Annotated in this window: 23 protein-coding genes; 14 read left to right on the top strand and 9 right to left on the bottom strand. The window is 61.3% G+C overall.

Going from position 1 to position 20118, the window contains the following annotated elements:
- Positions 1–30 precede the first annotated feature (30 nt).
- Positions 31–1335: an adenylosuccinate lyase gene (gene purB / locus NO934_RS14775; RefSeq protein WP_309160732.1), complete on the top strand. Its 1305-nt coding sequence runs from the start codon at positions 31–33 to the stop codon at positions 1333–1335.
- Positions 1336–1492: 157 nt separating this feature from the next.
- Here the strand turns inward: purB and NO934_RS14770 are convergent, their stop codons facing one another.
- Positions 1493–1678, bottom strand: coding sequence for a hypothetical protein (locus NO934_RS14770; RefSeq protein WP_309160731.1), 186 nt, complete (start codon positions 1676–1678; stop codon positions 1493–1495).
- A 152-nt stretch (positions 1679–1830) separates the two neighbouring features.
- Here NO934_RS14770 and NO934_RS14765 point away from each other — a divergent pair, with 152 nt between their 5' ends.
- Positions 1831–2382, top strand: a complete 552-nt coding sequence (locus tag NO934_RS14765) for an alpha/beta hydrolase (protein ID WP_309160730.1) — start codon at positions 1831–1833, stop codon at positions 2380–2382.
- Between the two features lie 2 nt (positions 2383–2384).
- Here NO934_RS14765 and NO934_RS14760 read toward each other — a convergent pair whose 3' ends face one another.
- The 4 genes from NO934_RS14760 to NO934_RS14745 form a co-directional block, all read right to left on the bottom strand.
- Positions 2385–2993 (bottom strand): ATP-dependent Clp protease proteolytic subunit, encoded by a 609-nt coding sequence (locus NO934_RS14760; RefSeq protein WP_309160729.1) that lies wholly within the window; start codon positions 2991–2993, stop codon positions 2385–2387.
- Positions 2994–3165: 172 nt separating this feature from the next.
- Positions 3166–3474, bottom strand: coding sequence for a hypothetical protein (locus tag NO934_RS14755; RefSeq protein WP_309160728.1), 309 nt, complete (start codon positions 3472–3474; stop codon positions 3166–3168).
- Positions 3471–3785, bottom strand: a complete 315-nt coding sequence (locus NO934_RS14750; RefSeq protein WP_309160727.1) for a metalloregulator ArsR/SmtB family transcription factor — start codon at positions 3783–3785, stop codon at positions 3471–3473. The genes NO934_RS14755 and NO934_RS14750 overlap by 4 nt, the downstream gene beginning before the upstream one ends.
- 84 nt (positions 3786–3869) lie before the next feature.
- Positions 3870–4196 (bottom strand): DUF1476 domain-containing protein, encoded by a 327-nt coding sequence (locus NO934_RS14745; protein WP_309160726.1) that lies wholly within the window; start codon positions 4194–4196, stop codon positions 3870–3872.
- 267 nt (positions 4197–4463) lie between these two features.
- Between NO934_RS14745 and purC the strand changes: the two genes are divergently transcribed.
- The 11 genes from purC (at position 4464) to NO934_RS14690 (ending at position 14872) form a co-directional block, all read left to right on the top strand.
- A complete protein-coding gene (gene purC / locus NO934_RS14740; protein ID WP_309160725.1) occupies positions 4464–5228 on the top strand; it encodes a phosphoribosylaminoimidazolesuccinocarboxamide synthase in 765 nt (254 codons plus the stop codon).
- A gap of 186 nt (positions 5229–5414) precedes the next feature.
- Positions 5415–5657: a phosphoribosylformylglycinamidine synthase subunit PurS gene (gene purS / locus NO934_RS14735; RefSeq protein WP_309160724.1), complete on the top strand. Its 243-nt coding sequence runs from the start codon at positions 5415–5417 to the stop codon at positions 5655–5657.
- A gap of 320 nt (positions 5658–5977) precedes the next feature.
- The gene (locus NO934_RS14730) at positions 5978–7063 is read left to right on the top strand and encodes an acyltransferase family protein (RefSeq protein WP_309160723.1); all 1086 of its coding nucleotides are present in this window, start codon (positions 5978–5980) and stop codon (positions 7061–7063) included.
- Between the two features lie 439 nt (positions 7064–7502).
- Positions 7503–8162, top strand: coding sequence for a phosphoribosylformylglycinamidine synthase subunit PurQ (purQ, locus tag NO934_RS14725; RefSeq protein WP_309160722.1), 660 nt, complete (start codon positions 7503–7505; stop codon positions 8160–8162).
- A gap of 62 nt (positions 8163–8224) precedes the next feature.
- A complete protein-coding gene (locus NO934_RS14720; RefSeq protein WP_309160721.1) occupies positions 8225–8845 on the top strand; it encodes a Pr6Pr family membrane protein in 621 nt (206 codons plus the stop codon).
- Between the two features lie 18 nt (positions 8846–8863).
- On the top strand, positions 8864–11074 hold the full coding sequence (gene purL / locus NO934_RS14715) for a phosphoribosylformylglycinamidine synthase subunit PurL (RefSeq protein ID WP_309160720.1): 2211 nt from the start codon (positions 8864–8866) through the stop codon (positions 11072–11074).
- Between the two features lie 24 nt (positions 11075–11098).
- Positions 11099–11332, top strand: a complete 234-nt coding sequence (locus NO934_RS14710; protein WP_309160719.1) for a BolA family transcriptional regulator — start codon at positions 11099–11101, stop codon at positions 11330–11332.
- Between the two features lie 4 nt (positions 11333–11336).
- On the top strand, positions 11337–11651 hold the full coding sequence (locus tag NO934_RS14705) for a DUF6665 family protein (protein WP_309160718.1): 315 nt from the start codon (positions 11337–11339) through the stop codon (positions 11649–11651).
- Positions 11652–11782: 131 nt separating this feature from the next.
- Positions 11783–12118, top strand: coding sequence for a Grx4 family monothiol glutaredoxin (gene grxD, locus NO934_RS14700; RefSeq protein WP_309160717.1), 336 nt, complete (start codon positions 11783–11785; stop codon positions 12116–12118).
- 159 nt (positions 12119–12277) lie between these two features.
- Positions 12278–13519: an MFS transporter gene (locus tag NO934_RS14695; protein WP_309160716.1), complete on the top strand. Its 1242-nt coding sequence runs from the start codon at positions 12278–12280 to the stop codon at positions 13517–13519.
- A 96-nt stretch (positions 13520–13615) separates the two neighbouring features.
- Positions 13616–14872 carry a multidrug effflux MFS transporter gene (locus tag NO934_RS14690; protein WP_309160715.1) on the top strand — a complete coding sequence of 419 codons (1257 nt, stop codon included), beginning with the start codon at positions 13616–13618 and terminating at the stop codon, positions 14870–14872.
- Between the two features lie 15 nt (positions 14873–14887).
- On the opposite strand, the gene NO934_RS14685 is transcribed toward NO934_RS14690, so the two are convergent.
- Positions 14888–15700, bottom strand: a complete 813-nt coding sequence (locus NO934_RS14685) for an inositol monophosphatase family protein (RefSeq protein ID WP_309160714.1) — start codon at positions 15698–15700, stop codon at positions 14888–14890.
- Positions 15697–16551 carry a tRNA 2-thiocytidine(32) synthetase TtcA gene (ttcA, locus tag NO934_RS14680; RefSeq protein WP_309160713.1) on the bottom strand — a complete coding sequence of 285 codons (855 nt, stop codon included), beginning with the start codon at positions 16549–16551 and terminating at the stop codon, positions 15697–15699. Before ttcA ends, NO934_RS14685 begins: the two co-directional genes overlap by 4 nt.
- Before the next feature lie 386 nt (positions 16552–16937).
- Between ttcA and sbmA the strand changes: the two genes are divergently transcribed.
- Positions 16938–18203, top strand: a complete 1266-nt coding sequence (gene sbmA, locus NO934_RS14675; protein WP_309160712.1) for a peptide antibiotic transporter SbmA — start codon at positions 16938–16940, stop codon at positions 18201–18203.
- Positions 18204–18258: 55 nt separating this feature from the next.
- Here the strand turns inward: sbmA and rpsD are convergent, their stop codons facing one another.
- Together rpsD and NO934_RS14665 are read right to left on the bottom strand one after the other, a co-directional pair.
- Positions 18259–18876: a 30S ribosomal protein S4 gene (gene rpsD / locus NO934_RS14670; protein ID WP_309160711.1), complete on the bottom strand. Its 618-nt coding sequence runs from the start codon at positions 18874–18876 to the stop codon at positions 18259–18261.
- Positions 18877–19095: 219 nt separating this feature from the next.
- Positions 19096–19986 carry a DMT family transporter gene (locus NO934_RS14665; RefSeq protein ID WP_309160710.1) on the bottom strand — a complete coding sequence of 297 codons (891 nt, stop codon included), beginning with the start codon at positions 19984–19986 and terminating at the stop codon, positions 19096–19098.
- Positions 19987–20118: the final 132 nt, after the last annotated feature.

Below are 20118 nucleotides of genomic sequence, written 5' to 3'. Positions count from 1 at the left end.
ATCAATTTCTGAACCAACGGACCTAAGCCCATGATCCCGCGTTATTCCCGCCCCCAGATGGTCGATATCTGGTCTCCCGAAACCAAGTACAAAATCTGGTTCGAGATCGAGGCACATGCGGCGACCGCTCAGGCCAGGCTCGGCGTTATTCCGGCCGAAGCTGCCGAAGTGGTTTGGGCCAAGGGCAAGGATGCCAAGTTCGACGTCGATCGCATCGACGAGATCGAGCGCGAGGTCAAACACGATGTCATCGCGTTCTTGACCCACCTCGCCGAGATCGTCGGCCCCGAAGCGCGGTTCGTGCATCAGGGCATGACCTCGTCCGACGTGCTCGACACTACGCTCTCGGTCCAGCTCTCGCGTGCCGCGGACCTGCTGCTTGCCGACCTAGATGCCCTGCTTGCGGCGCTCAAGAAGCGCGCTTATGAGCACAAGGACACGATCACCATCGGCCGCAGCCACGGCATCCATGCGGAACCCACCACCTTCGGGGTCAAGCTCGCCCAGGCCTATGCCGAATTCTCCCGTTGCCGCGAGAGGCTGGTCAATGCGCGGGCAGAAATCGCCACCTGCGCCATCTCCGGCGCCGTGGGCAGCTTCGCCAATATCGACCCCTCGGTTGAGGAATATGTCGCCGAGCAGATGGGCCTTGCCGTCGAGCCTGTCTCGACCCAGGTGATCCCGCGCGACCGTCACGCCATGTATTTCGCGACCCTGGGCGTCATCGCGTCCTCGATCGAACGCCTCGCCGTCGAAATCCGTCACCTGCAGCGCACCGAAGTGCTCGAGGCCGAGGAATATTTCTCCAAGGGCCAGAAGGGCTCATCGGCCATGCCGCACAAGCGCAACCCGGTGCTCACCGAAAACCTCACCGGCCTCGCCCGCCTTGTGCGCGGCATGGTGACCCCCGCGCTCGAAAACGTCGCCCTCTGGCACGAGCGCGACATCTCGCACTCCTCGGTCGAGCGCATGATCGGCCCTGACGCCACCGTGACGCTGGATTTTGCGCTGGCCCGCTTGACCAATGTGATCGAAAACCTCGTGGTCTACCCCGAGAACATGAAGGCCAACATGGACAAGCTCGGCGGCCTCCACAATTCCCAGCGCTTCCTTTTGGCGCTCACCCAGGCCGGTATGAGCCGCGAGGAAAGCTATTCGGCCGTCCAGCGCAACGCCATGAAGGTGTGGCGCGGCGAAGGCGCCTTCCCGGACTTTTTGAAGGCCGACCCGGAAGTCTCCGCAAAACTGACCGACGCCCAGATCGACGCCAGCTTCGACGATGCCTATCATTTGAAGCACGTCGACACGATTTTCCGGCGGGTGTTCGGCAAGTAGATGAAACCGCGAGGCTGGCGATCTCCGCAAGCTCAGCGCACTCCTCGTCCCCATCCCTTCTCCCTCAAGGGGAGAAGGGGCTCCTTTTTGCATCGCCTTCCCTTGAGAGGAAGGTGGGTGGAGCCGATAATGACGAAGGAGAGGTGGAAGGACTCCTCTACCGATACTCCCACCACCCCCGTGACTTATCCTCTTGCGGCAACCCCACATCGCCCTTCAGCGTCTCGGGCAAATTCTGCACCCGCGTCGGACGCCCGGCTCCGATATTCCGAATGGAACCGACCACTCCGTCGATCCACCCCTTCTTCGCCGCTTCCACCGGCCCTGCGGTCCAATCGGTCATCTCTTTGATCTCCCTTCTGGATCGTGAACATAACAGAAACACACTGACATCCTGTGTCAGCAGGACGACGATGACTTGGCGGTTCTCGACGAGATGTGCCCAACAGCTTCACCCCTTGCGCACACCCGCGAAATCCCCCAAGTAAGCGAGCTATGAAAACCGCCGACGCCGACATCCTCATCGTCCCCGGCCTGGGCCATTCCGGCCCTGGGCACTGGCAGCACCGCTGGGTCGAAAAGATTCGCAACGCCCGCTTCGTCGAACAGGACGAGTGGGACGCGCCCACGCTCGCCGGCTGGCTCGAAACGCTTCAGCGTGAGATCATGATGGCCACCCGGCCCGTGGTGCTCGTCGGCCATTCGCTTGGCGTCCACGCCATCGTCGCGACCAGCCAGACGCTCACCGACACCAAGGTCAAGGCCGCCTTCCTCGTCGCCCCGCCCGATGTGGACGAGCATCCCGATGTGCCCGCCGAAACCTCGCCCTTTCGCGGCCTACCGCGCGACCCGCTGAAATTCCCCTCCATGCTGGTGGCGTCCGCCAACGACCCCTATTGCACCGTGGAACGCGCCGCCGAATTCGCTTCCTGCTGGGGTTCGGATTTCCACATCGCCGGCGATGCCGGCCACATCAACGTCGAATCCGGCCACGGCCCCTGGCCTGAGGGGCTGTTGATGTTCACCCGCCTGATGAGCCGGATTTAACGCTACGCCTCAAATGGCGGCCGTTCGGTCATGATCGTATCGATCAGCCCCCACTCCCTTCCCTCTTCCGCCGTCATGAACCGGTCACGATCCAGCGTCCGCTCCACCTCCTCATAGCTCCGCCCGCAATGCTTGGCGTAAAGCTCAATCAGCCGCTTCTTGGTGCGCTCCATCTCCCCGGCGTGGATCAGCATGTCGGTCGTCTGGCCCTGATAGCCGCCGAGCGGCTGATGCACGTGCAGGCTCGCATTGGGCAGCGCCGCGCGATAGCCCGGCTCCCCCGCCATGAGCAGGAACGAGCCCATCGACCGCGCCGTCCCCATGCACAGCGTATGCACCGGCGCGCGGATGAACTGCATGGTGTCGTACATGGCGAGCCCGCTCGTTACCACGCCCCCATAGGAGTTGACGTACATCTGGATCGGCTTTTTCGAGTTCTCGCCCTCGAGAAACAGGAGCTGCGCGCACACCAGCGCCGCCATATCGTCATTGACCTCGCCATTGACGAACACGATCCGCTCGCGCAGCAGCCGCGAATAGATATCGAAAGCGCGCTCCCCACGCTGGGACTGCTCGACCACCATAGGGACGAGTTGCATCGCGTCGCGCATGGCGACCTCCATTGCCTTGTTTCGATTGGTAGGGTGGGCTGAGATTCAGGTCAGGGCGGAGCGAAAATGGTGATCCGCTAAAACCGGAGCGGAGCGTACTAAAGGTACGTGAGCACCGGAAGCGCAGCGGATTGCCATTTGCAGCCCGCCCTCACCTGAAGATCAGCACACCCTAAGCCGCCAGCATCACCGTATCGTTGGCGTTCGCGGGCGCCGGTCTCATCTGTTGGACGATCCCCAGCCGCGTTCCGCCCCGTCCGTCGGCGGTGACCGAGAAGGTCACCACGCTCTCCTCATGCGGCGGCAGGACATCGCGCATGCGATAGCTCACCGCGCTTCCCTCCTCCACCGCCACTGGTTCCTCCTGGGCAAGGTCGGTGCCCGGCAGCCAGCGCTCGCGATATTGCGCGATGGATACCGCCCGCCACACCTTTTCCGGCGGCGCGTCGAAGGTAAATTCCATGTCGATCTCGTCGCTCACTGGTCCATCTCCTTCAAAACCTCACCCAGATCGGCCATGCGCGCCGGCCAATAGGCCCGATACCGCGCCAGCCACCGCCCGATCCGCCCGACCCCTTCGGGGTCGACCTCGTAGTTGACGAACCGCCCTTCCCGCTCCTGCCGCACCAATCCGGCACCGACCAGCACGCCGAGATGCTGGCTCATCGCAGGCTGGCTGATGCCAAAGCCTTCCCGCAAGGCGCTCGCATTGCGGCTGCCATCGGCAAGTTTCTCAAAAATCGCCCGCCGCGTCGGGTCGGACAGGGCCCTGAAGATCGAATCGTCATCCATGCAAACAGATAAGCATACACTTATCTGTCATGCAACAAAAAACCCCGCGGTTAAAGCGCGGGGTTAAAATCGCCCTCTAAAGGCTCAGATTTCCGCCAGAATCTCGCGGCGCGCCTGAATGTCGAACTCGGCGATCTTGGCCTCGACGGCGTTCGCGTCCACCGAAACGCCCCTGGCTTCGAAATCGGCCATAATCTTGCGCACCACGTCCCCGTGCCCGCCTTCGACCATGTCGGCCGCGATCACTTCGGCGACGTAGTTGGCGATCTCGTCGGCATTCTCGACGCCCATCTGCGCGCTTGCCCAATGGGCCAGGTGCTTGTTGCGGCGCGCTTCGGCCTTGAACCGCAGCGATGCGTCATGGGCGAACTTGGCTTCCTCGCCTTTTTCGCGTTCGTCGAATGAAGACATGTCGATCCCTCAGCCTGATTGGATTATCCAGTCCCCCAATATGCGGTTCGGCTTGCGAAATCAACGTGCGAGCGCGCCGCGCCCCGCCCCCCGTAAACCCTTTTGGATGGTTTTTGCGCAACAGGGGGCGGAATCGCTATATGTAGGGTGCCGTGCGTGGCCCCGCGTGCCATGAAAGGGCTTGCATTGGCCACCCAAAAAGGCGCATGAGTGCGCCCAATTCCGATCCCGCTTAACCGCGCGAAACTCTACGGGGATACCCGCGAAATGAACCGTCGTCGCAAGATCTATGAAGGCAAGGCAAAGGTGCTCTACGAGGGTCCCGAGCCCGGCACCCTGATCCAGCACTTCAAGGACGACGCCACCGCCGGCAATGGCGCCAAGCACGAGATCATCGACGGCAAGGGCGTGCTCAACAACCGGATTTCCGAGTTCATCTTCACCAAGCTCAACCAGCTCGGCATCCCCACTCATTTCGTGCGCCGCATCAACATGCGCGAGCAGTTGATCCGCGAGGTCGAGATCATTCCGATCGAGGTGGTGGTCCGCAACGTCGCCGCCGGCTCGCTCTGCAAGCGGCTGGGCCTTGAATCGGGCACCCAGCTCCCCCGCTCGATCATCGAATTCTATTACAAGGACGATGCCCTGGGCGATCCCATGGTTTCCGAAGAGCACATCACCGCCTTCGGCTGGGCCACTCCCCAGGAGCTCGACGACATCATGGCGCTGGCCGTGCGGGTCAACGATTTCCTCACCGGCCTGTTCATGGGCGTCGGCATCCAGCTCGTCGATTTCAAGATCGAATGCGGCCGCCTCTATGAGGGCGATCTGATGCGCATCGTTCTCGCCGACGAGCTCTCGCCCGACAATTGCCGCCTGTGGGACATCAAGACCCGCAACAAGCTCGACAAGGACCGCTTCCGCGAGGATCTCGGCGGCCTGGTCGATGCCTATCGCGAAGTCGCCCAGCGCCTGGGCATTCTTGTGGAGGCCGACAACGCGCTGACCACCGGCCCGCGCCTCGTGCAATAATGAAATCAACTGCCCGCCTGGCCACGAAAGGCACTGTTGTGTGGACAGTCAGGTCAGGGCGAAGCGAAAACGGTGACGGAGAGAACCGGAACGGAGCGTACTTAAGTACGTGAGTACCGGAAGCGCAGAAAGGCGCCATTTGCAGCCAGCCATCACCTGAATGTCCACACAACCGAACGGATCGTTATGAAAGCTCGTGTAATCGTCACTTTGAAGAACGGTGTGCTCGACCCGCAGGGTCAGGCCATCGAAGGCTCCCTCGAAGGTCTTGGTTTTGCCGGCGTCGAGTCTGTCCGCCAGGGCAAGGTGTTCGATCTGGAACTTTCGGCCACCGATGCCGTTACCGCCAAAGCAGAAATCGAGAGGATGTGCGAGAAGCTTCTCGCCAATACCGTGATCGAAAATTTCGCTGTAGAGATTATCGGTTAACCTCTCCCATTTAACTTAACTTTTGCGCAAATTGCGTGCGTGAGCGCGCTCTTGGAGTATGTCCTGAAATGCTGAAGACCGTATCCCTTTCGGCCCTGTTCTTTCTCGCCCTGGGCGTGATGATCGCAGCCTACGGCACCGTGCCGGTGGTCTGAGACAAAACTGATTCCTCGCCCCTCCAGGCGGAGAAAAAGGCCGGATTTTCCATCCGGCCTTTTCGCGTTTTTAACCACGCTTTCAATTCCGCCCGTCCGTTAATCACGCCGCACCGGCAATCCGGCTAGGATCGCCCCTGATTTCTCGCTTTGGGGGACGCGAACATGACCGGCTCTGCCGAAAAACGCCACGCCTGGGTCGATGTGGCCAAGGGCATCTCCATCATCCTCGTGGTGATGATGCATTCGACCTATGGGGTCGGCGAAGCCACCGAGCGGGTTGGCTTCATGCATTATGTGCTGGGCTTTGCCACTCCATTCCGTATGCCGGAGTTCTTCCTGGTCTCGGGCCTGTTCCTCTCGGCCGTCATCGCCCGGCCCTGGCTGCATTTCGCCGATCGCCGCGTGGTCCATTATCTCTATTTCTATGCCCTTTGGGCCGTGATCCTCATCGGCTTCAAGCACCTGCTGATCGATCGCGATCCCGCCGGGGCGGCAGCGCTTCTGGCGAGCGCGATTTACGAACCCTATTCCATCCTGTGGTTCATCTATGCGCTCGCCGTCTATGGGCTGATCGCCAAGCTGCTTTATCACCTGCGCGCCCCGCACATTCCCGTGCTGATCGTCGCCGCGGCGGTCTCCATCGCCCCAATCGCCACGCCGGTCTCGATCGTCAATTATGTCGCCGAGTATTTCGTTTATTTCTACGCCGGCTACGCTCTAGCCCCGGCCATCTTCGATTTCGCCGGCAAGGTCGAAGCCCGGCCCGGTCTTGCCCTGCTTGGCCTGGCCGCGTGGGCCGTTCTCAATGCCGTTCTGGTCTTTTCGCCCGGCCATTCGGTGACCTATGGCGTGGTCACCAGCGGCGCCGCTCACATTCCCGGCGCCAATTTCGTGATGGCCATGGCCGGCGCCCTGGCCATCTGCGCGGCCTCTGTCCTCCTCGCCCGCCTTGCCGGGTTCCACTGGCTGCGTTGGATCGGCGCTCATTCCATCGTCATCTATCTCAGCTTCGTCATTCCCATGGGCAGCTTCCGCACGGTGCTGCTCGCGGTGATGCCGAATATTGACGCCGGCCTTGCCAGCCTTGCGACACTGATCGTCTCGGTGGTCAGCCCGATCATCGTCTACTGGATCATCAGCCGTATCGGCTTCGGCAAGTTCCTCTTCGAGCGCCCCTCCTGGGCCCACCTCCCCGGCGCCCCCGGCAGCCGATGGGCAGGCCGGCCGGTCCCCGCCCCGGCGGAGTGAGCGCATCGCCAGAATTCACTCTACCCTTACCTCTCTCGCAGCACCGGCAATCTTGCGGATTGTCGGGTCACGCCCGACAATGACGAGGAGGGATTGGGGATGACGGAGAGAAAGAAGTTCTTGCCGCAACCCTTGCCCGGCACCCTTCTCCCCTTGAGGGAGAAGGTGGGCTTTCGCTGAAAGCGAAAGGTCGGATGAGGGGTGCGCAGAGCTGCCGCAAACCCGGTTCTCAAAACGTGTCTCCACCCCTCCGCCTCGTCGTCTTCGGGCCCGCCAGGCTTCCCGCACCTCATCGGAAGAGTGTCCACACCTCCAGCCCAGGCACCGCCCACCCGCGCAAAATCGCGCACTTCCCAGATTCCCCTTGCAATTTGATCCCAGAATCCCGACAAGCGGCCAATCTGGCACAGCCCCACATTCGAGAGTGAGACCCCGCGCGATGAAGTCCGCAGTCGTTGTCTTTCCCGGCCTCAACCGCGAGCGCGACATGGTCGCCGCGCTCGAAAAGATCGGCAGCACCAAGCCGGCCGTCGTTTGGCACAAGGACGCCGAGCTTCCCGATGTCGATCTCATCGTCATTCCCGGCGGCTTTTCCTATGGCGATTATCTTCGCGCCGGCGCCATCGCCGCCCGCTCGCCCATGATGGACGTGATCCGTGAGCGCGCCGAAAAGGGTGTCCATGTCCTGGGCGTCTGCAACGGCTTCCAGATCCTGACCGAAGCCGGCCTTCTCCCCGGCGTCCTGATGCGCAACGCGTCGCTCAAATTCGTCTGCCGCGAAGTCAAGCTCGAGATCGCCAACGCCAACACGCCCTTTTCCAAGCGTTATGGCCAGGGCGAAGTGATCCGCTGCCCCGTCGCTCACCATGACGGCAATTATTTCGCCGAGCCCGATACCCTCAAATCCATCGAGGATAACGGGCAGGTCGTATTCCGCTACACCGCCGAGACCAATCCCAACGGTTCGATCAACAACATCGCCGGCATCACCAATGCCAAGGGGAACGTCCTGGGCATGATGCCCCACCCGGAAAACCTCATCGAGCCCGCTCATGGCGGCGAGGACGGCAAGGGTATTTTCTCGGGACTTCTCGGTTAAGCGGACCTATGCCCGCCGCCCCAAGAGCTAAGGGCGGCGCCTGTTCTTTAGGAGTATTTTTCATGCATAAGCCCCTCGCTCTCCTCGGTCTTATCCTCGGCGCTGCCGCCCTGGCGCTCCAACTGGTCGTCGCCGTTTCGGCCGGCGGTGCGGAGGCGGCAATCGGCTACGTGACCTCGCTCCTGGTCATTGCCAATCTGGTTGCGGTTCTCGTCTATGCTGGCGAACTCACCAATGCGGCAGCGCTCTCGGCCTTCCGCACCAAGGGCATGCAGGGCATGACCGCCACCGCCATGGCCTTTGCCATGCTGTTCTACCATCTGGTCGCTGCCGACCAGCTCCACCCCGAAGGCTTGGCGCTCATCTCCAACGTGGCTCTCGGCTATGTCGCCCCGACGCTTTTCGTCTCGTACTGGATGGTTTATCTCACCACCGGTTCGCTGCGCCTGCACCACGTCGCGCCCTGGCTGCTGTTCCCGGCCCTTTTCATCTGCTGGACCCTGCTGCTCGGCACCGTCACCGGCATCTATGCCTATGACGTTCTCAACGTTGCCGCCGAAGGCTGGGGCGCCGTTGCCATCAATTATCTCACCTTCATCGCTGCGTTCCTGATGCTTTCGGTCTTTGCCGTCGGGTTCGACACCGAAAAGAAGCCCACGCCCGACCACGCACCGCAGCACTGATTGCCGATCACCGCCCCCATGACCCTTCGCAACGATATCGAAATCACGCCCGACCTCGTCGCCAGCCACGGGCTCAAGCCCGACGAGTACCAGAAGATCCTGGACCTCATCGGCCGGGTGCCGACCTTCACCGAGCTCGGCATCTTCTCGGCCATGTGGAACGAGCACTGCTCGTACAAGAGCTCGAAGAAATGGCTCAAGACGCTGCCCACCAAGGGCCCGCGCGTCATCCAGGGTCCGGGCGAGAATGCCGGCGTCGTCGATATCGGGGATGGCCAGGCGGTCGTCTTCAAGATGGAATCCCACAACCACCCGAGCTTCATCGAGCCCTATCAGGGCGCGGCGACCGGCGTGGGCGGCATCCTGCGTGACGTCTTCACCATGGGCGCCCGGCCCGTAGCGGCCATGAACGCGCTGCGTTTCGGTGAACCGGACCACGAAAAGACCAGGCACCTCGTTTCCGGCGTCGTCGCCGGCGTCGGCGGCTATGGCAATTCCTTCGGCGTGCCCACCGTGGGCGGCGAGGTCCAGTTCGACGCCCGCTATAACGGCAACATCCTCGTCAACGCCTTTGCGGCGGGCTTGGCCGATGCCGACAAGATCTTCTATTCCAAGGCCGAAGGCGTCGGTCTTCCTGTCGTCTATCTCGGTGCCAAGACCGGCCGCGACGGTGTCGGCGGCGCCACCATGGCCTCAGCCGAATTCGGCGATGACATCGAGGAAAAACGCCCCACCGTTCAGGTCGGCGACCCCTTCACCGAAAAGCGCCTGCTCGAAGCTTGTCTCGAGCTGATGGCCACCGGTGCCGTCATCGCCATCCAGGACATGGGCGCCGCCGGGCTCACCTGCTCAGCGGTCGAAATGGGCGCCAAGGGCGATCTGGGCATTGAGCTCAATCTCGACGCCGTCCCGGTCCGCGAAGAGCGCATGACGCCCTATGAGATGATGCTCTCCGAGTCCCAGGAGCGCATGCTCATGGTCCTCCACCCCGAAAAGGAAGCCGAGGCCCGCGCCGTCTTCGAAAAATGGGAGCTCGACTTCGCCACCGTCGGTAAGACCACCGACGACCTCCGCTTCCGCGTGCTCTTCCAGGGCGAGGAAGTCGCCAATCTGCCCATCAAGGAACTCGGCGACGAGGCCCCCGAATACGACCGCCCCTGGGTCGCGCCCACGCCCCCTGCCCCGCTCGATCCGGCCACCATCCCGGATGGCGATATCGCCGATGCTCTGCTGAAGCTCCTGGGCTCGGCCAACCACTCCTCGCGCCGCTGGGTCTATGAGCAATACGACACGCTGATTCAGGGCAACTCGCTCCAGACCCCCGGCGGGGATTCCGGTGTCATCCGCGTCGAAGGCCACCCCACCAAGGCCCTGTCCTTCTCCTCCGACGTCAACCCACGCTATTGCGAAGCCGACCCCTATGAGGGCGGCAAGCAGGCCGTCGCCGAATGCTGGCGCAACCTCATCGCCACCGGCGCCGAACCGCTGGCTGCCACCGACAACCTCAATTTCGGCAACCCCGAACGCCCCGAGATCATGGGCCAGATCGTCCACGCCATCAAAGGCATCGGCGAAGCCTGCACGGCGCTCGAGTTCCCCATCGTTTCGGGCAACGTCTCGCTCTACAACGAGACCAACGGCAGGGGCATCCTGCCCACCCCCACCATCGCCGGCGTCGGCCTGATCGAAGACCATGCCAAAATGGCCCGCTCCGGCTTCACCCGCCAGGGCGACGCCATCGTCCTGATCGGCGCGCCGGAGGGCTGGGGCATTCATCTCGGCCAATCCGCATATCTCCGTGAAGTGCTCGGCCGCCGCGAGGGCACTGCCCCCCATGTCGATCTCGATCACGAGAAGAAGACCGGCCTCTACGTTCTTTCCCTTATCCGTTCCGGTCGTGTCGCCTCGGTTCACGACCTTGCGGACGGCGGATTGGCGCTCGCGCTCGCCGAATGTTCAATCAAGGGCTCAATCGGCGCTTCAATACAGGCAATGTCACCCTTAACACAGGCAGCATGGTTCGGTGAGGATCAGGGCCGCTACATCGTCACGGCATCGCGTGAAGAAGCCGAAAAGATCGTCGCCGACTCGCCGGTTTCCGCCGTCGTGATCGGGGTTACCGGCGGCGACACCTTGACCCTGGGAGAAACAAAACCCATATCCATCAAGGATTTGCGCGACGCCTACGAAGGCTGGTTTCCAGCGTTCATGGGCAGTACAATAAACTGATGCCATAAGAAGCGGAGCCTCACCATGGCCATGGATGCCGCCGAAATCGAAAGCCTCATCAAGGCCGCGATTCCCGACGCCAAAGTCGAGATCCGCGACCTTGCCGGCGACGGTGACCACTACTCTGCCAGCGTCGTCTCGGAGGCGTTCCGGGGCAAGTCGCGGGTGCAGCAACATCAGCTTGTTTATCAAGCCCTTAAGGGCGACATGGGCGGCAAATTGCACGCCCTCGCCCTGCAAACCAGCGCTCCGGACTGAGCCAATGACCCTCCGCGACAGCCTCGATCTCATCAAGGCCGTCAATCCCGAAGGCGGATATGCCGTTCTCGAGCACGAGATCCTCGCCGAGCGCGCGTCCTCGCTGAGCGCTGCCGAACAGCGCGTCGCCAAGACGGTTGCCGCTTACAATCATTCAGAAAAAACTGAGCGCACCCAGGAACTTATGGCAGCGCAAAAGGCTGTCTGGGCCTATTTCGTTCAGCGCGAACTCTGCGGCTTCAAGCGCCACCAGGACGTGATCGCCGCCTTCGCCATTCCCCGCGAAGTGCTCAATGGCCTGGGCGCGATGCGTTCCTAGCAACGACTTATCCCCGCGCTGTGCGGACCCGTTATAGTCCCCGCATTGGCCTCGACATCGCCCCGATCATCCCCTATCTATCGGGAAAAGCCGATAAACGCCCTCCCGCCGGGCCGAAAGGACAAATTCAGATGAGCGACATCGCCAATTTCATCGATGAGCAGGTCAAGTCCAACGACGTCTTCCTGTTCATGAAGGGCACTCCCGATTTCCCGCAATGCGGCTTCTCGGGCCAGGTGGTCCAGATTCTCAACTATCTCGGCGTCGACTACAATTCGGCCAATGTGCTCGAAAGCGACGATCTCCGCCAGGGCATTAAGGATTACTCCAACTGGCCGACCATTCCCCAGCTCTATGTCAAGGGCGAGTTCGTGGGCGGTTGCGACATCATCCGCGAGATGTTCCAGGCCGGCGAGTTGCAGACTCATTTCGAGCAGGCCGGCATTCCGGTCAAGCAGACCGCCTGATCCGCTTTTGAGGTTCGTGCAAAGGCCCGCGCACCGCGCGGGCCTTTTGCTATTCCGGCCCATCATCAATCCCTTTGATAGCTGGTATTTTGCTTTTTCGTTTTGCGGCGTATGCTGGACGCCCTATCGTCATCCGACGATCACTCGGAAACTCCGATCATGTCAGCCATCACCTCCCCCCGTCCCGCCGCCCTGCCGGTACCATTGCCGGTGATCATCATCGCCGGGTGTTTCATCGCCATGGTGACGTTCGGAGCGCGCTCCTCGTCGGGCCTGTTCCTGCTGCCGATGACCGAGGACCTCGGCTGGTCGCGCGAAGGTTTCGCCATGGCCCTCGCCATACAGAATCTCGTCTGGGGCATCACCCAGCCGTTTGCGGGGGGCTTTGCCGATAAATTCGGCACTGGGCGCACCCTCGCCATCGGTGCGCTGGTCTATGCCGCCGGCCTGTTCCTATGGTCGGTCACACCGACCGAAGGCCTGTTCATGCTCACCGGCGGCGTCCTCATGGGCGTCGGCATCGGCACGGCATCGTTCGGCATCGTAATGGCCGCCTTCGGCCGCGTGGTTCCTCAGGAAAAGCGCTCCTTCGTCTTCGGCATCGCAACGGCTGCTTCATCGGGCGGCCAGTTCGTCTTCGCCCCGCTGGGCCAGGCGTTTATTTCCAATTTCGGCTGGCAGATGGCTTTGGTCTATCTCGGCCTGATCATCCTGATGGTCGTACCGCTCTCGACCATGCTGCGCGGCCGCACCAACAGCGCGCCGGGCGAGGCGGATATGCCCTTCATGCAGGCGCTCGCCAAGGCCATGGGGCATGGCTCCTATCGCCTGCTGGTCATCGGATTCTTCGTCTGCGGCTTCCACCTGGCCTTCATCACCGTCCACTTCCCCGCTTTCCTCATCCAATGCGGTTTGACGCCGGAAGCCAGCTCCTGGGCCCTGGGGCTGATCGGGCTGTTCAACATCGCCGGCTCGCTGCTCGCCGGCTGGCTGGGCGATCGTCTGCCCAAGCAGATACTACTTTCGGTGATCTATCTCCTCCGCGCCATCGGCACCGCGGCATTTCTGCTGCTGCCCATCACCGAGGTGAGTGCCTATATCTACGCCGCGACGCTCGGCATGCTCTGGCTGGCCACCGTGCCGCTGACGGCCGGGCTGGTCAGTCTGTTCTTCGGCCCACGCTATATGGGCATGCTCTATGGGGTAGCATTCCTCTCGCACCAGATCGGCTCATTCTTCGGGGTCTGGCTGGGCGGAGTGTCCTTTGACATGACAGGTTCATACGATCTTGTTTGGTATCTGGGCATCCTCATCGGCCTCTTCTCGGCTGCCATACACATCCCGATCAAGGAAGTCCGCGCCCCGGCATTCATCGCACCGCAGGCACCTTCTATCGCCTGATGACGATTTAGGGGTTGCCAAAACCATTATTGGGGTTCAAGTTTTAGCCACAAGGCCGGGCCACGAGTCCCGGCCTTGCTATTTCAAGGTATTCCCATGACGACCACAGTTTCAGCGACCCGGGATATTTCCCGGCCCGAATTCATTGCCCTCATTGCAGGCTTGATGGCGCTCAACGCGCTTGCGATCGACGTTATGCTTCCCGCCCTGCCCTATATGGGCGAGGCTTTGGGCGTCATGAACGAGAATGACCGCCATTTCGTGCTGACGGCCTATATGCTCGGCTTTGGCGTCGCCCAACTGGCTTTCGGTCCGCTCTCGGACCGCTTCGGCCGCCGCGCGCCCCTGCTCATCGGTATGGGTGTCTATATCGTGGCGGCGTTCGCAGCCGTGTTCTCTCCCAATTTTGCAACGCTGCTGGCCCTTCGATTCGTCCAAGGCCTTGGTGCCGCCGGTACGCGCGTCATCGCGACCTCGGTGGTCCGTGACAAATTCGGCGGCCGGGCGATGGCAGAGGTCATGTCGCTGGTCTTCATGGTGTTCATGATCATCCCGGTGATCGCCCCGGCCATCGGCCAGGTGATCCTGCTGACCGGGCCGTGGGAATACATCTTCCTGTTCATGGGGGGCCTGGGGCTCGTCATCACCACCTGGGCCTTCATGCGCCTGCCCGAAACGCTCGCTGAAGAGAACCGCCGCCCCCTGAGCCCGGCTGTCGTTCTGGATGGTTTCCGCATCGTTCTGACCAACCGCATGGCCATCATGTACGGGCTGGCCGGCACCTTCATTTTTGGCGCGCTGTTCGGGTTCATCAACACGTCCCAGCAGATCTATGTGGACGTCTATGGCCTCGGAGCCCTCTTTCCGCTCGCCTTCGCCTTTCAGGCTTCGCTGATGTCGGTTTCGTCCTACACGAACTCGCGCATGGTGCGCCGTGTCGGCATGCGCCGGCTGAGCCATTCAGCCATTCTGGTGTTTACCGCGATGAGCGGGCTATGGCTGCTCCTGGCGCTTACGGTTCCCATGCCGCTCTGGCTGTTCATGACGCTTTTGTGCGTCATCATGTTCATGTTTGGCTGGACGGCCTCGAACATGAACTCGCTCTCGATGGAACCGCTCGGCTCGGTCGCCGGCACGGCCTCTTCGGTCTTTGGCTTTATCCAAACCGTAGGCGGCGCAATCCTCGGCACCATTACCGGCAGCTTTTTCAACGGCACCATCGTGCCCATCGCGGCGGGCTATTTCGTTATGGGCCTACTCGCCATAGGCTGCGTGCTGATCGCTGAAAACGGGAAGCTGTTCGGCGTGGGCGAGGAATACAAGGACGGCCCACCGCCCGCCGACGTGCACTGAAACGCCGCTCCGGCGCTAAATCGTAAAGACCTCGCGCCGGAGTTCATCCCAGCACTGCCGATCCGAGGCAATCAGCAGTCCGCCCGTCAGATGGGAGGGCTTATAGGCCGAGCCGTCGAAATGGGCGACATAGGCTCCCGCCTCTTCCATCATCAGCGTTCCCGCCGCGTGGTCCCAAGGCATCAGCCGGTTGTACATCAGGAAGTCCAAACTACCGCCTGCCCCGAGCCGGTACTCGTGCCCGGCACAGCGATACGCGGCCAGCGTGTGGATCTTGGCGAGATTGGACAGGATCGCCGGACGCTTGTCGCGATCGACATAGGATACCGATGCCGTTCCCGCCATCTCCGCCAATGGCGTGGGCTCGGCGAATTTCTGCCGCACCATCCGGCCATCGGGAAAAACCTGAAAGCATCCGCAGCCACGCTCGGTCATGATCCAATCGTCACCGATCGGATCGTAAATCGCCCCGGCGACCGTCTCGCCCTTCTGCACCACCGCCGCCATTACCGCGAATAGCGGCAACCCGGCAGCAAAATTCCACGTGCCGTCGACGGGATCGACATAAATCACGGTCTCGTTCTCGAAATGGGCTTCCAAGAGCTTGGGATTGGCCGCCACCGCCTCTTCGCCGATCACCACCATATGCGGTGCGGCCGCGTTGATCGCCGCCGTGATGGCGCGCTCGGCCCCTTCGTCGGCCTCGGTCACCAGATCGTGCACATGCGATTTGGTGCGGATCGAGCCGTCATCGAGCTTGCGGAAGCGCGGCATGATCTCGGTCTTGGCGGCTTCACGCAGGATTGCGGTGAGGCGATCGATATTCATTTGCCCTGTTCCCCCGCAGCAAGAGCCGCGAAATCGAACAGTCGCGGATCGAGCATATGACTTGGATTGATGTTGCCAAGCGCGCGGATCATTACATCCTTGCGCCCCGGCATCTTGCGTTCGAAATCCTCGAGCATCGCCTTCATGGCGTTGCGCTGCAGGCCGTCCTGGCTGCCGCAGAGGTCACAGGGAATGATGGGAAACTCCAGCGCCTCGGCGAATTTGGCGAGATCGGCTTCGGCGCAAAGCGCCAGCGGCCGCAACACCTCGACGTCCCCCTCGTCATTGAGCAGCTTGGGCGGCATGGCCGCAAGCTTGCCCCCATGAAAGAAGTTCATGAAGAAGGTCTCGAGAATATCTTCGCGGTGGTGGCCCAGAACCAGCGCCGAGCACCCCTCTTCCCGCGCGATCCTATAGAGATGCCCGCGCCGCAGCCGCGAACACAGAGAGCAGTAGGTCGCGCCTTGAGGCAGCTTGTCGGTAACGATCGAATAGGTGTCCTGATATTCGATGCGATGCGCAATGCCGTTGCGGTTGAGGAATTCGGGCAGGATGTGCTTGGGAAAGCCCGGCTGTCCCTGATCCAGATTGCAGGCGAGGATCTCGACGGGCAGCAGTCCGCGCCATTGAAGATCCATCAGCACCGCGAGCAGCCCATAGCTGTCCTTGCCCCCGGAGAGCGCCACGAGCCATTTGGCCCCGGGCTTGACCATGCCGTAGGTGTCGAGTGTCTCGCGCACCTGGCGGATCAGCCGCTTCCGCAATTTGTTGAATTCGACGCTTCCCGGCGCATTCCGCAGCAGCGCTGGACAGGATTCATCGATTTCGGCAATCGGTTCGGCAATGCTCATCTCAACACCCTTCATGCTCCGGCCAGGGGGCCGACGCAGGGGTTTGATACATGCAGCCACCGATCGGGGAAAGAGGCGCAGGCGAGAAAGAAAGTCGTTCAGCGCTTCGAAAAATGCTGAACGACTTCTAAGTGACGCAGAACAAGGTTCATTGAACCTTTGGACCGCGCTCCGTTTGGTAGAGCCATTCGGTCCACATATACACTGACAGCCAACCCTTGCCCTGCCTTGAACCCGCCCCTCGAGATTCGCCTTAAAATCCGATCAATTGCCCGCTATTGGGGTGAGCCAGCGCTTTCACATGCTTGTCATGGAAGCAAAAGCAGCGCTTAGATCATACACTTCGGGCGCCACGCCAGCGGCGCCGCCCCTGACTAGAGGTCGCGATGTTCCGATCGTTTTTTCCCGAACCCAAAATCTTCTTTCCATCAGCCCTTCTTTGGGTGATCGCCTCCATGGCCATCTGGTTCTTGTTTGGCGGCGCGCTGCAATCGGTGCTTAGTCTAGGGCCATGGCTGGGCGTACCGGCGGTCGAGGGCCAACCTGCACCTTTCTTTTCCTCCGATAAGGTCTGGCTCTACCAATATGTCCTGCTGACCGGCTACTCGTTCTGCGCCTTTTGGTACTTCTACAAGCGGCACTATTGGTACTGGTGGTCGGTATTCGGTTCGGTGACCATTCTGCTGGCGACTTTCTTTTCGGTCCAGATCGACGCTTGGACCAATGAGTGGAACGGGGTGTTCTTCAACCTCATCCAGACCGCCCTGACCCAACCGGGGGCTGTTACTGTCGACCAGATCATGGAACAGGCGCTTATCTACGCCTTTGTCATGGCGCCATCGATCGTTCTTCTTGTTTTGCTCGCCTTCGGCACATCGCACTACGTTTTCCGCTGGCGCCGCGCCATGACCTTTTATTTCATGAGCCAATGGGAGCGCTTACGCCATATCGAAGGCGCCTCGCAGCGTATTCAAGAAGACACGATGCGTCTGGCATCGGTTCTCGAGCGGCTTATGGTGTCCTTCTTTGACGCCATGCTCACGCTCGTTGTCTTCCTGCCGCTGCTCTACGGGCTTTCAGCCAACATCACCGAGGTTCCGATATTCGGCGAGGTCGATGGGGCTCTGGTTTGGGTCGCACTGGTCTCGGCCGCCTTCGGCACCGCGCTTCTGGCGATCGTTGGCTTCCGTCTCCCTGGCCTCGAGTTTCACAACCAGCGCGTCGAAGCGGCGCTTCGCAAGGAATTGGTCTACGGCGAAGATCATTCCGAACGAGCCCAGCCGCCCACCGTCAAGGAACTGTTCGCCGGAGTGCAGAAGAACTACTTCCGGCTCTACTGGCACTACACCTATTTTAACCTTGCCCGCTATTCCTATGGCAATGCCGCCAGCCTCGTGCCGATGCTGGTGATGGCTCCCTCAATCGTGGGCGGGGCCATGACGCTGGGCGTTTACCAACAGGTGGTTCTCGCCTTCAACCGTGTGGCCGCCTCGTTCCAGTTCTTCGCCTCGTCCTGGCCGACAGTGGTTGAACTGCTCTCCATTCATAAGCGCTTGAAGGCTTTCGAGAGCCATCTTCCACCCGACACACCGCTGATCGTGGATGCCGACATTCCCCAAAGCCCGCGTCCACATACCGAGATCGTTGCCTGAAACAAAAAAGGGCCGCCCAACCGGCGGCCCTTCTTCTTGAACTCTTGGCTTTCGCTTAGCGCGAATAGAATTCGACGACCAGATTCGGTTCCATCTGAACCGGGTACGGCACATCGCCCAGATTGGGGACGCGCACATAGGTCGCGGTCATCTTGGAGTGATCCGCATCGACATAGTCCGGCACGTCACGCTCGGCGAGCTGGGTGGCTTCGAGCACGATGGTGAGCTGCTTGGAGCGCTCACGGATCGCGACGACGTCGCCCGGCTTGACGTTGTAGGACGGAATATTGACGCGCTTGCCGTTGACGGTCACGTGGCCGTGGTTCACGAACTGACGCGCGGCAAACACGGTGGGCACGAACTTGGCGCGGTAAACGATGGCGTCCAGGCGGCTTTCGAGAATGCCGATGAGGTTCTCACCGGTATCGCCACGGCGACGGGCGGCTTCTTCGTAAACGCGGCGGAAGGCCTTTTCGGTGATCGAGCCGTAGTAGCCCTTCAGCTTCTGCTTGGCGCGGAGCTGAATGCCGTAGTCCGAAAGCTTGCCCTTGCGACGCTGGCCGTGCTGGCCGGGACCATAGGCGCGGGCGTTGAGCGGGCTCTTGGGACGACCCCAGATGTTTTCGCCAAGGCGGCGGTCGATCTTGTGCTTCTGCGTATGACGTTTCGACATCGCATGTCCTTTCTAATAACGATCAAAGACAGCGCCCTCCTCTGCTCCGCTTGTGAAGCGGAGCCGACAGACCGTGCGAAAAACGTAAGAACTCTGGCTCAACCTTTTGGCCGAACCGGAAAATCGCAAACCGACGGTCCCGGGTGCTTCCTGATGGCTTAGCCGATCAGGATGGGCGGGTTCTATGGGTCAATCGCGGCAAAGTCAAGCGCAACCGGGCTATTTGGCCCGTGCACGCGCCGCGCGAGCATCGATCTGGCTCTGTTTGCGCTCGCGCTGGAACACATAGAGCCCCGAAGTCAGGATCACTGCCGTCCCCACCCACGTCCATAGATCGGGGAAATCGCCGAAGAAGACATAGCCCACGATCGTTGCGCCGATAATCTCTATATATTGGAACGGTGCCAGAGTAGAGGCAGGAGTACGGCGAAAGGCTTCGGAAAAAAGGAAAAAGGTGAACGCCGAAAGCGTACCCATGAACAAGAGCTGCCCCCAAGGCCCGTCAGGATCAAAACCGCCGGTAATGCTGATGAGGTCGAATCGCCCCAGGGCCAAAAGGCCCCCACCGATGGTCACCACCGCCACCAGCGCAAACCAGAATTGGATCGAAATCGCATCCATCACCGGCGATAGCTTGCGGATGACGATCGCGTTGCCGGCAAACGCGGTCGCCGCCACCAGCGGCAGGATCGAACTCCAGCCGAAGATGTCCCAGCTCGGCCGGATAACGATTACCGCACCGACCAGGCCCACCCCTACGGCAACATAGCGGCGGATGCCGGCCTTCTCGCCCAGGAACAGCCCCGAAAGCACGGTGAGGATCAGGGGCTCGACAAAGAAGATCGCAATGGCCGTCGCGATCGGCATCGTAACAAACGCCCCGATCAGCGCCGCTAGCGTCGCCGCCGAGGTGAGGCCACCCAGGATCAGCAGATGCCAGGGCCCTCGCACCAGCCGCCGGCGCATAATCAGGATCACCATGCCCAGCACCAGCATCTGGAACAGAAAGCGCCAGAAGGCGATCTCGAATGGGTTGAGCAATCCGGTCAGGCTTTTCGAAAGCGCATCGCTGAGCGGCACCAGCAGCACCGCCACGATCATGAACGCCATGCCGCTTTCCGGTGTGCCGATGCTCGGGCTCGAAGCCGACGATGTGGGCGCTGCCATGGACGGACCTGGAGAGAAGGTTTGAGGCGGGGTGGAGCTGGTTCTCCTTGACCGCAGCCTATCGGCGGCAATGCG

It is taken from the genome of Pelagibacterium sp. H642 (assembly GCF_031202855.1).
Lineage (GTDB): Bacteria > Pseudomonadota > Alphaproteobacteria > Rhizobiales > Devosiaceae > Pelagibacterium.
This window is presented reverse-complemented; position numbering and strand designations above follow the sequence as displayed.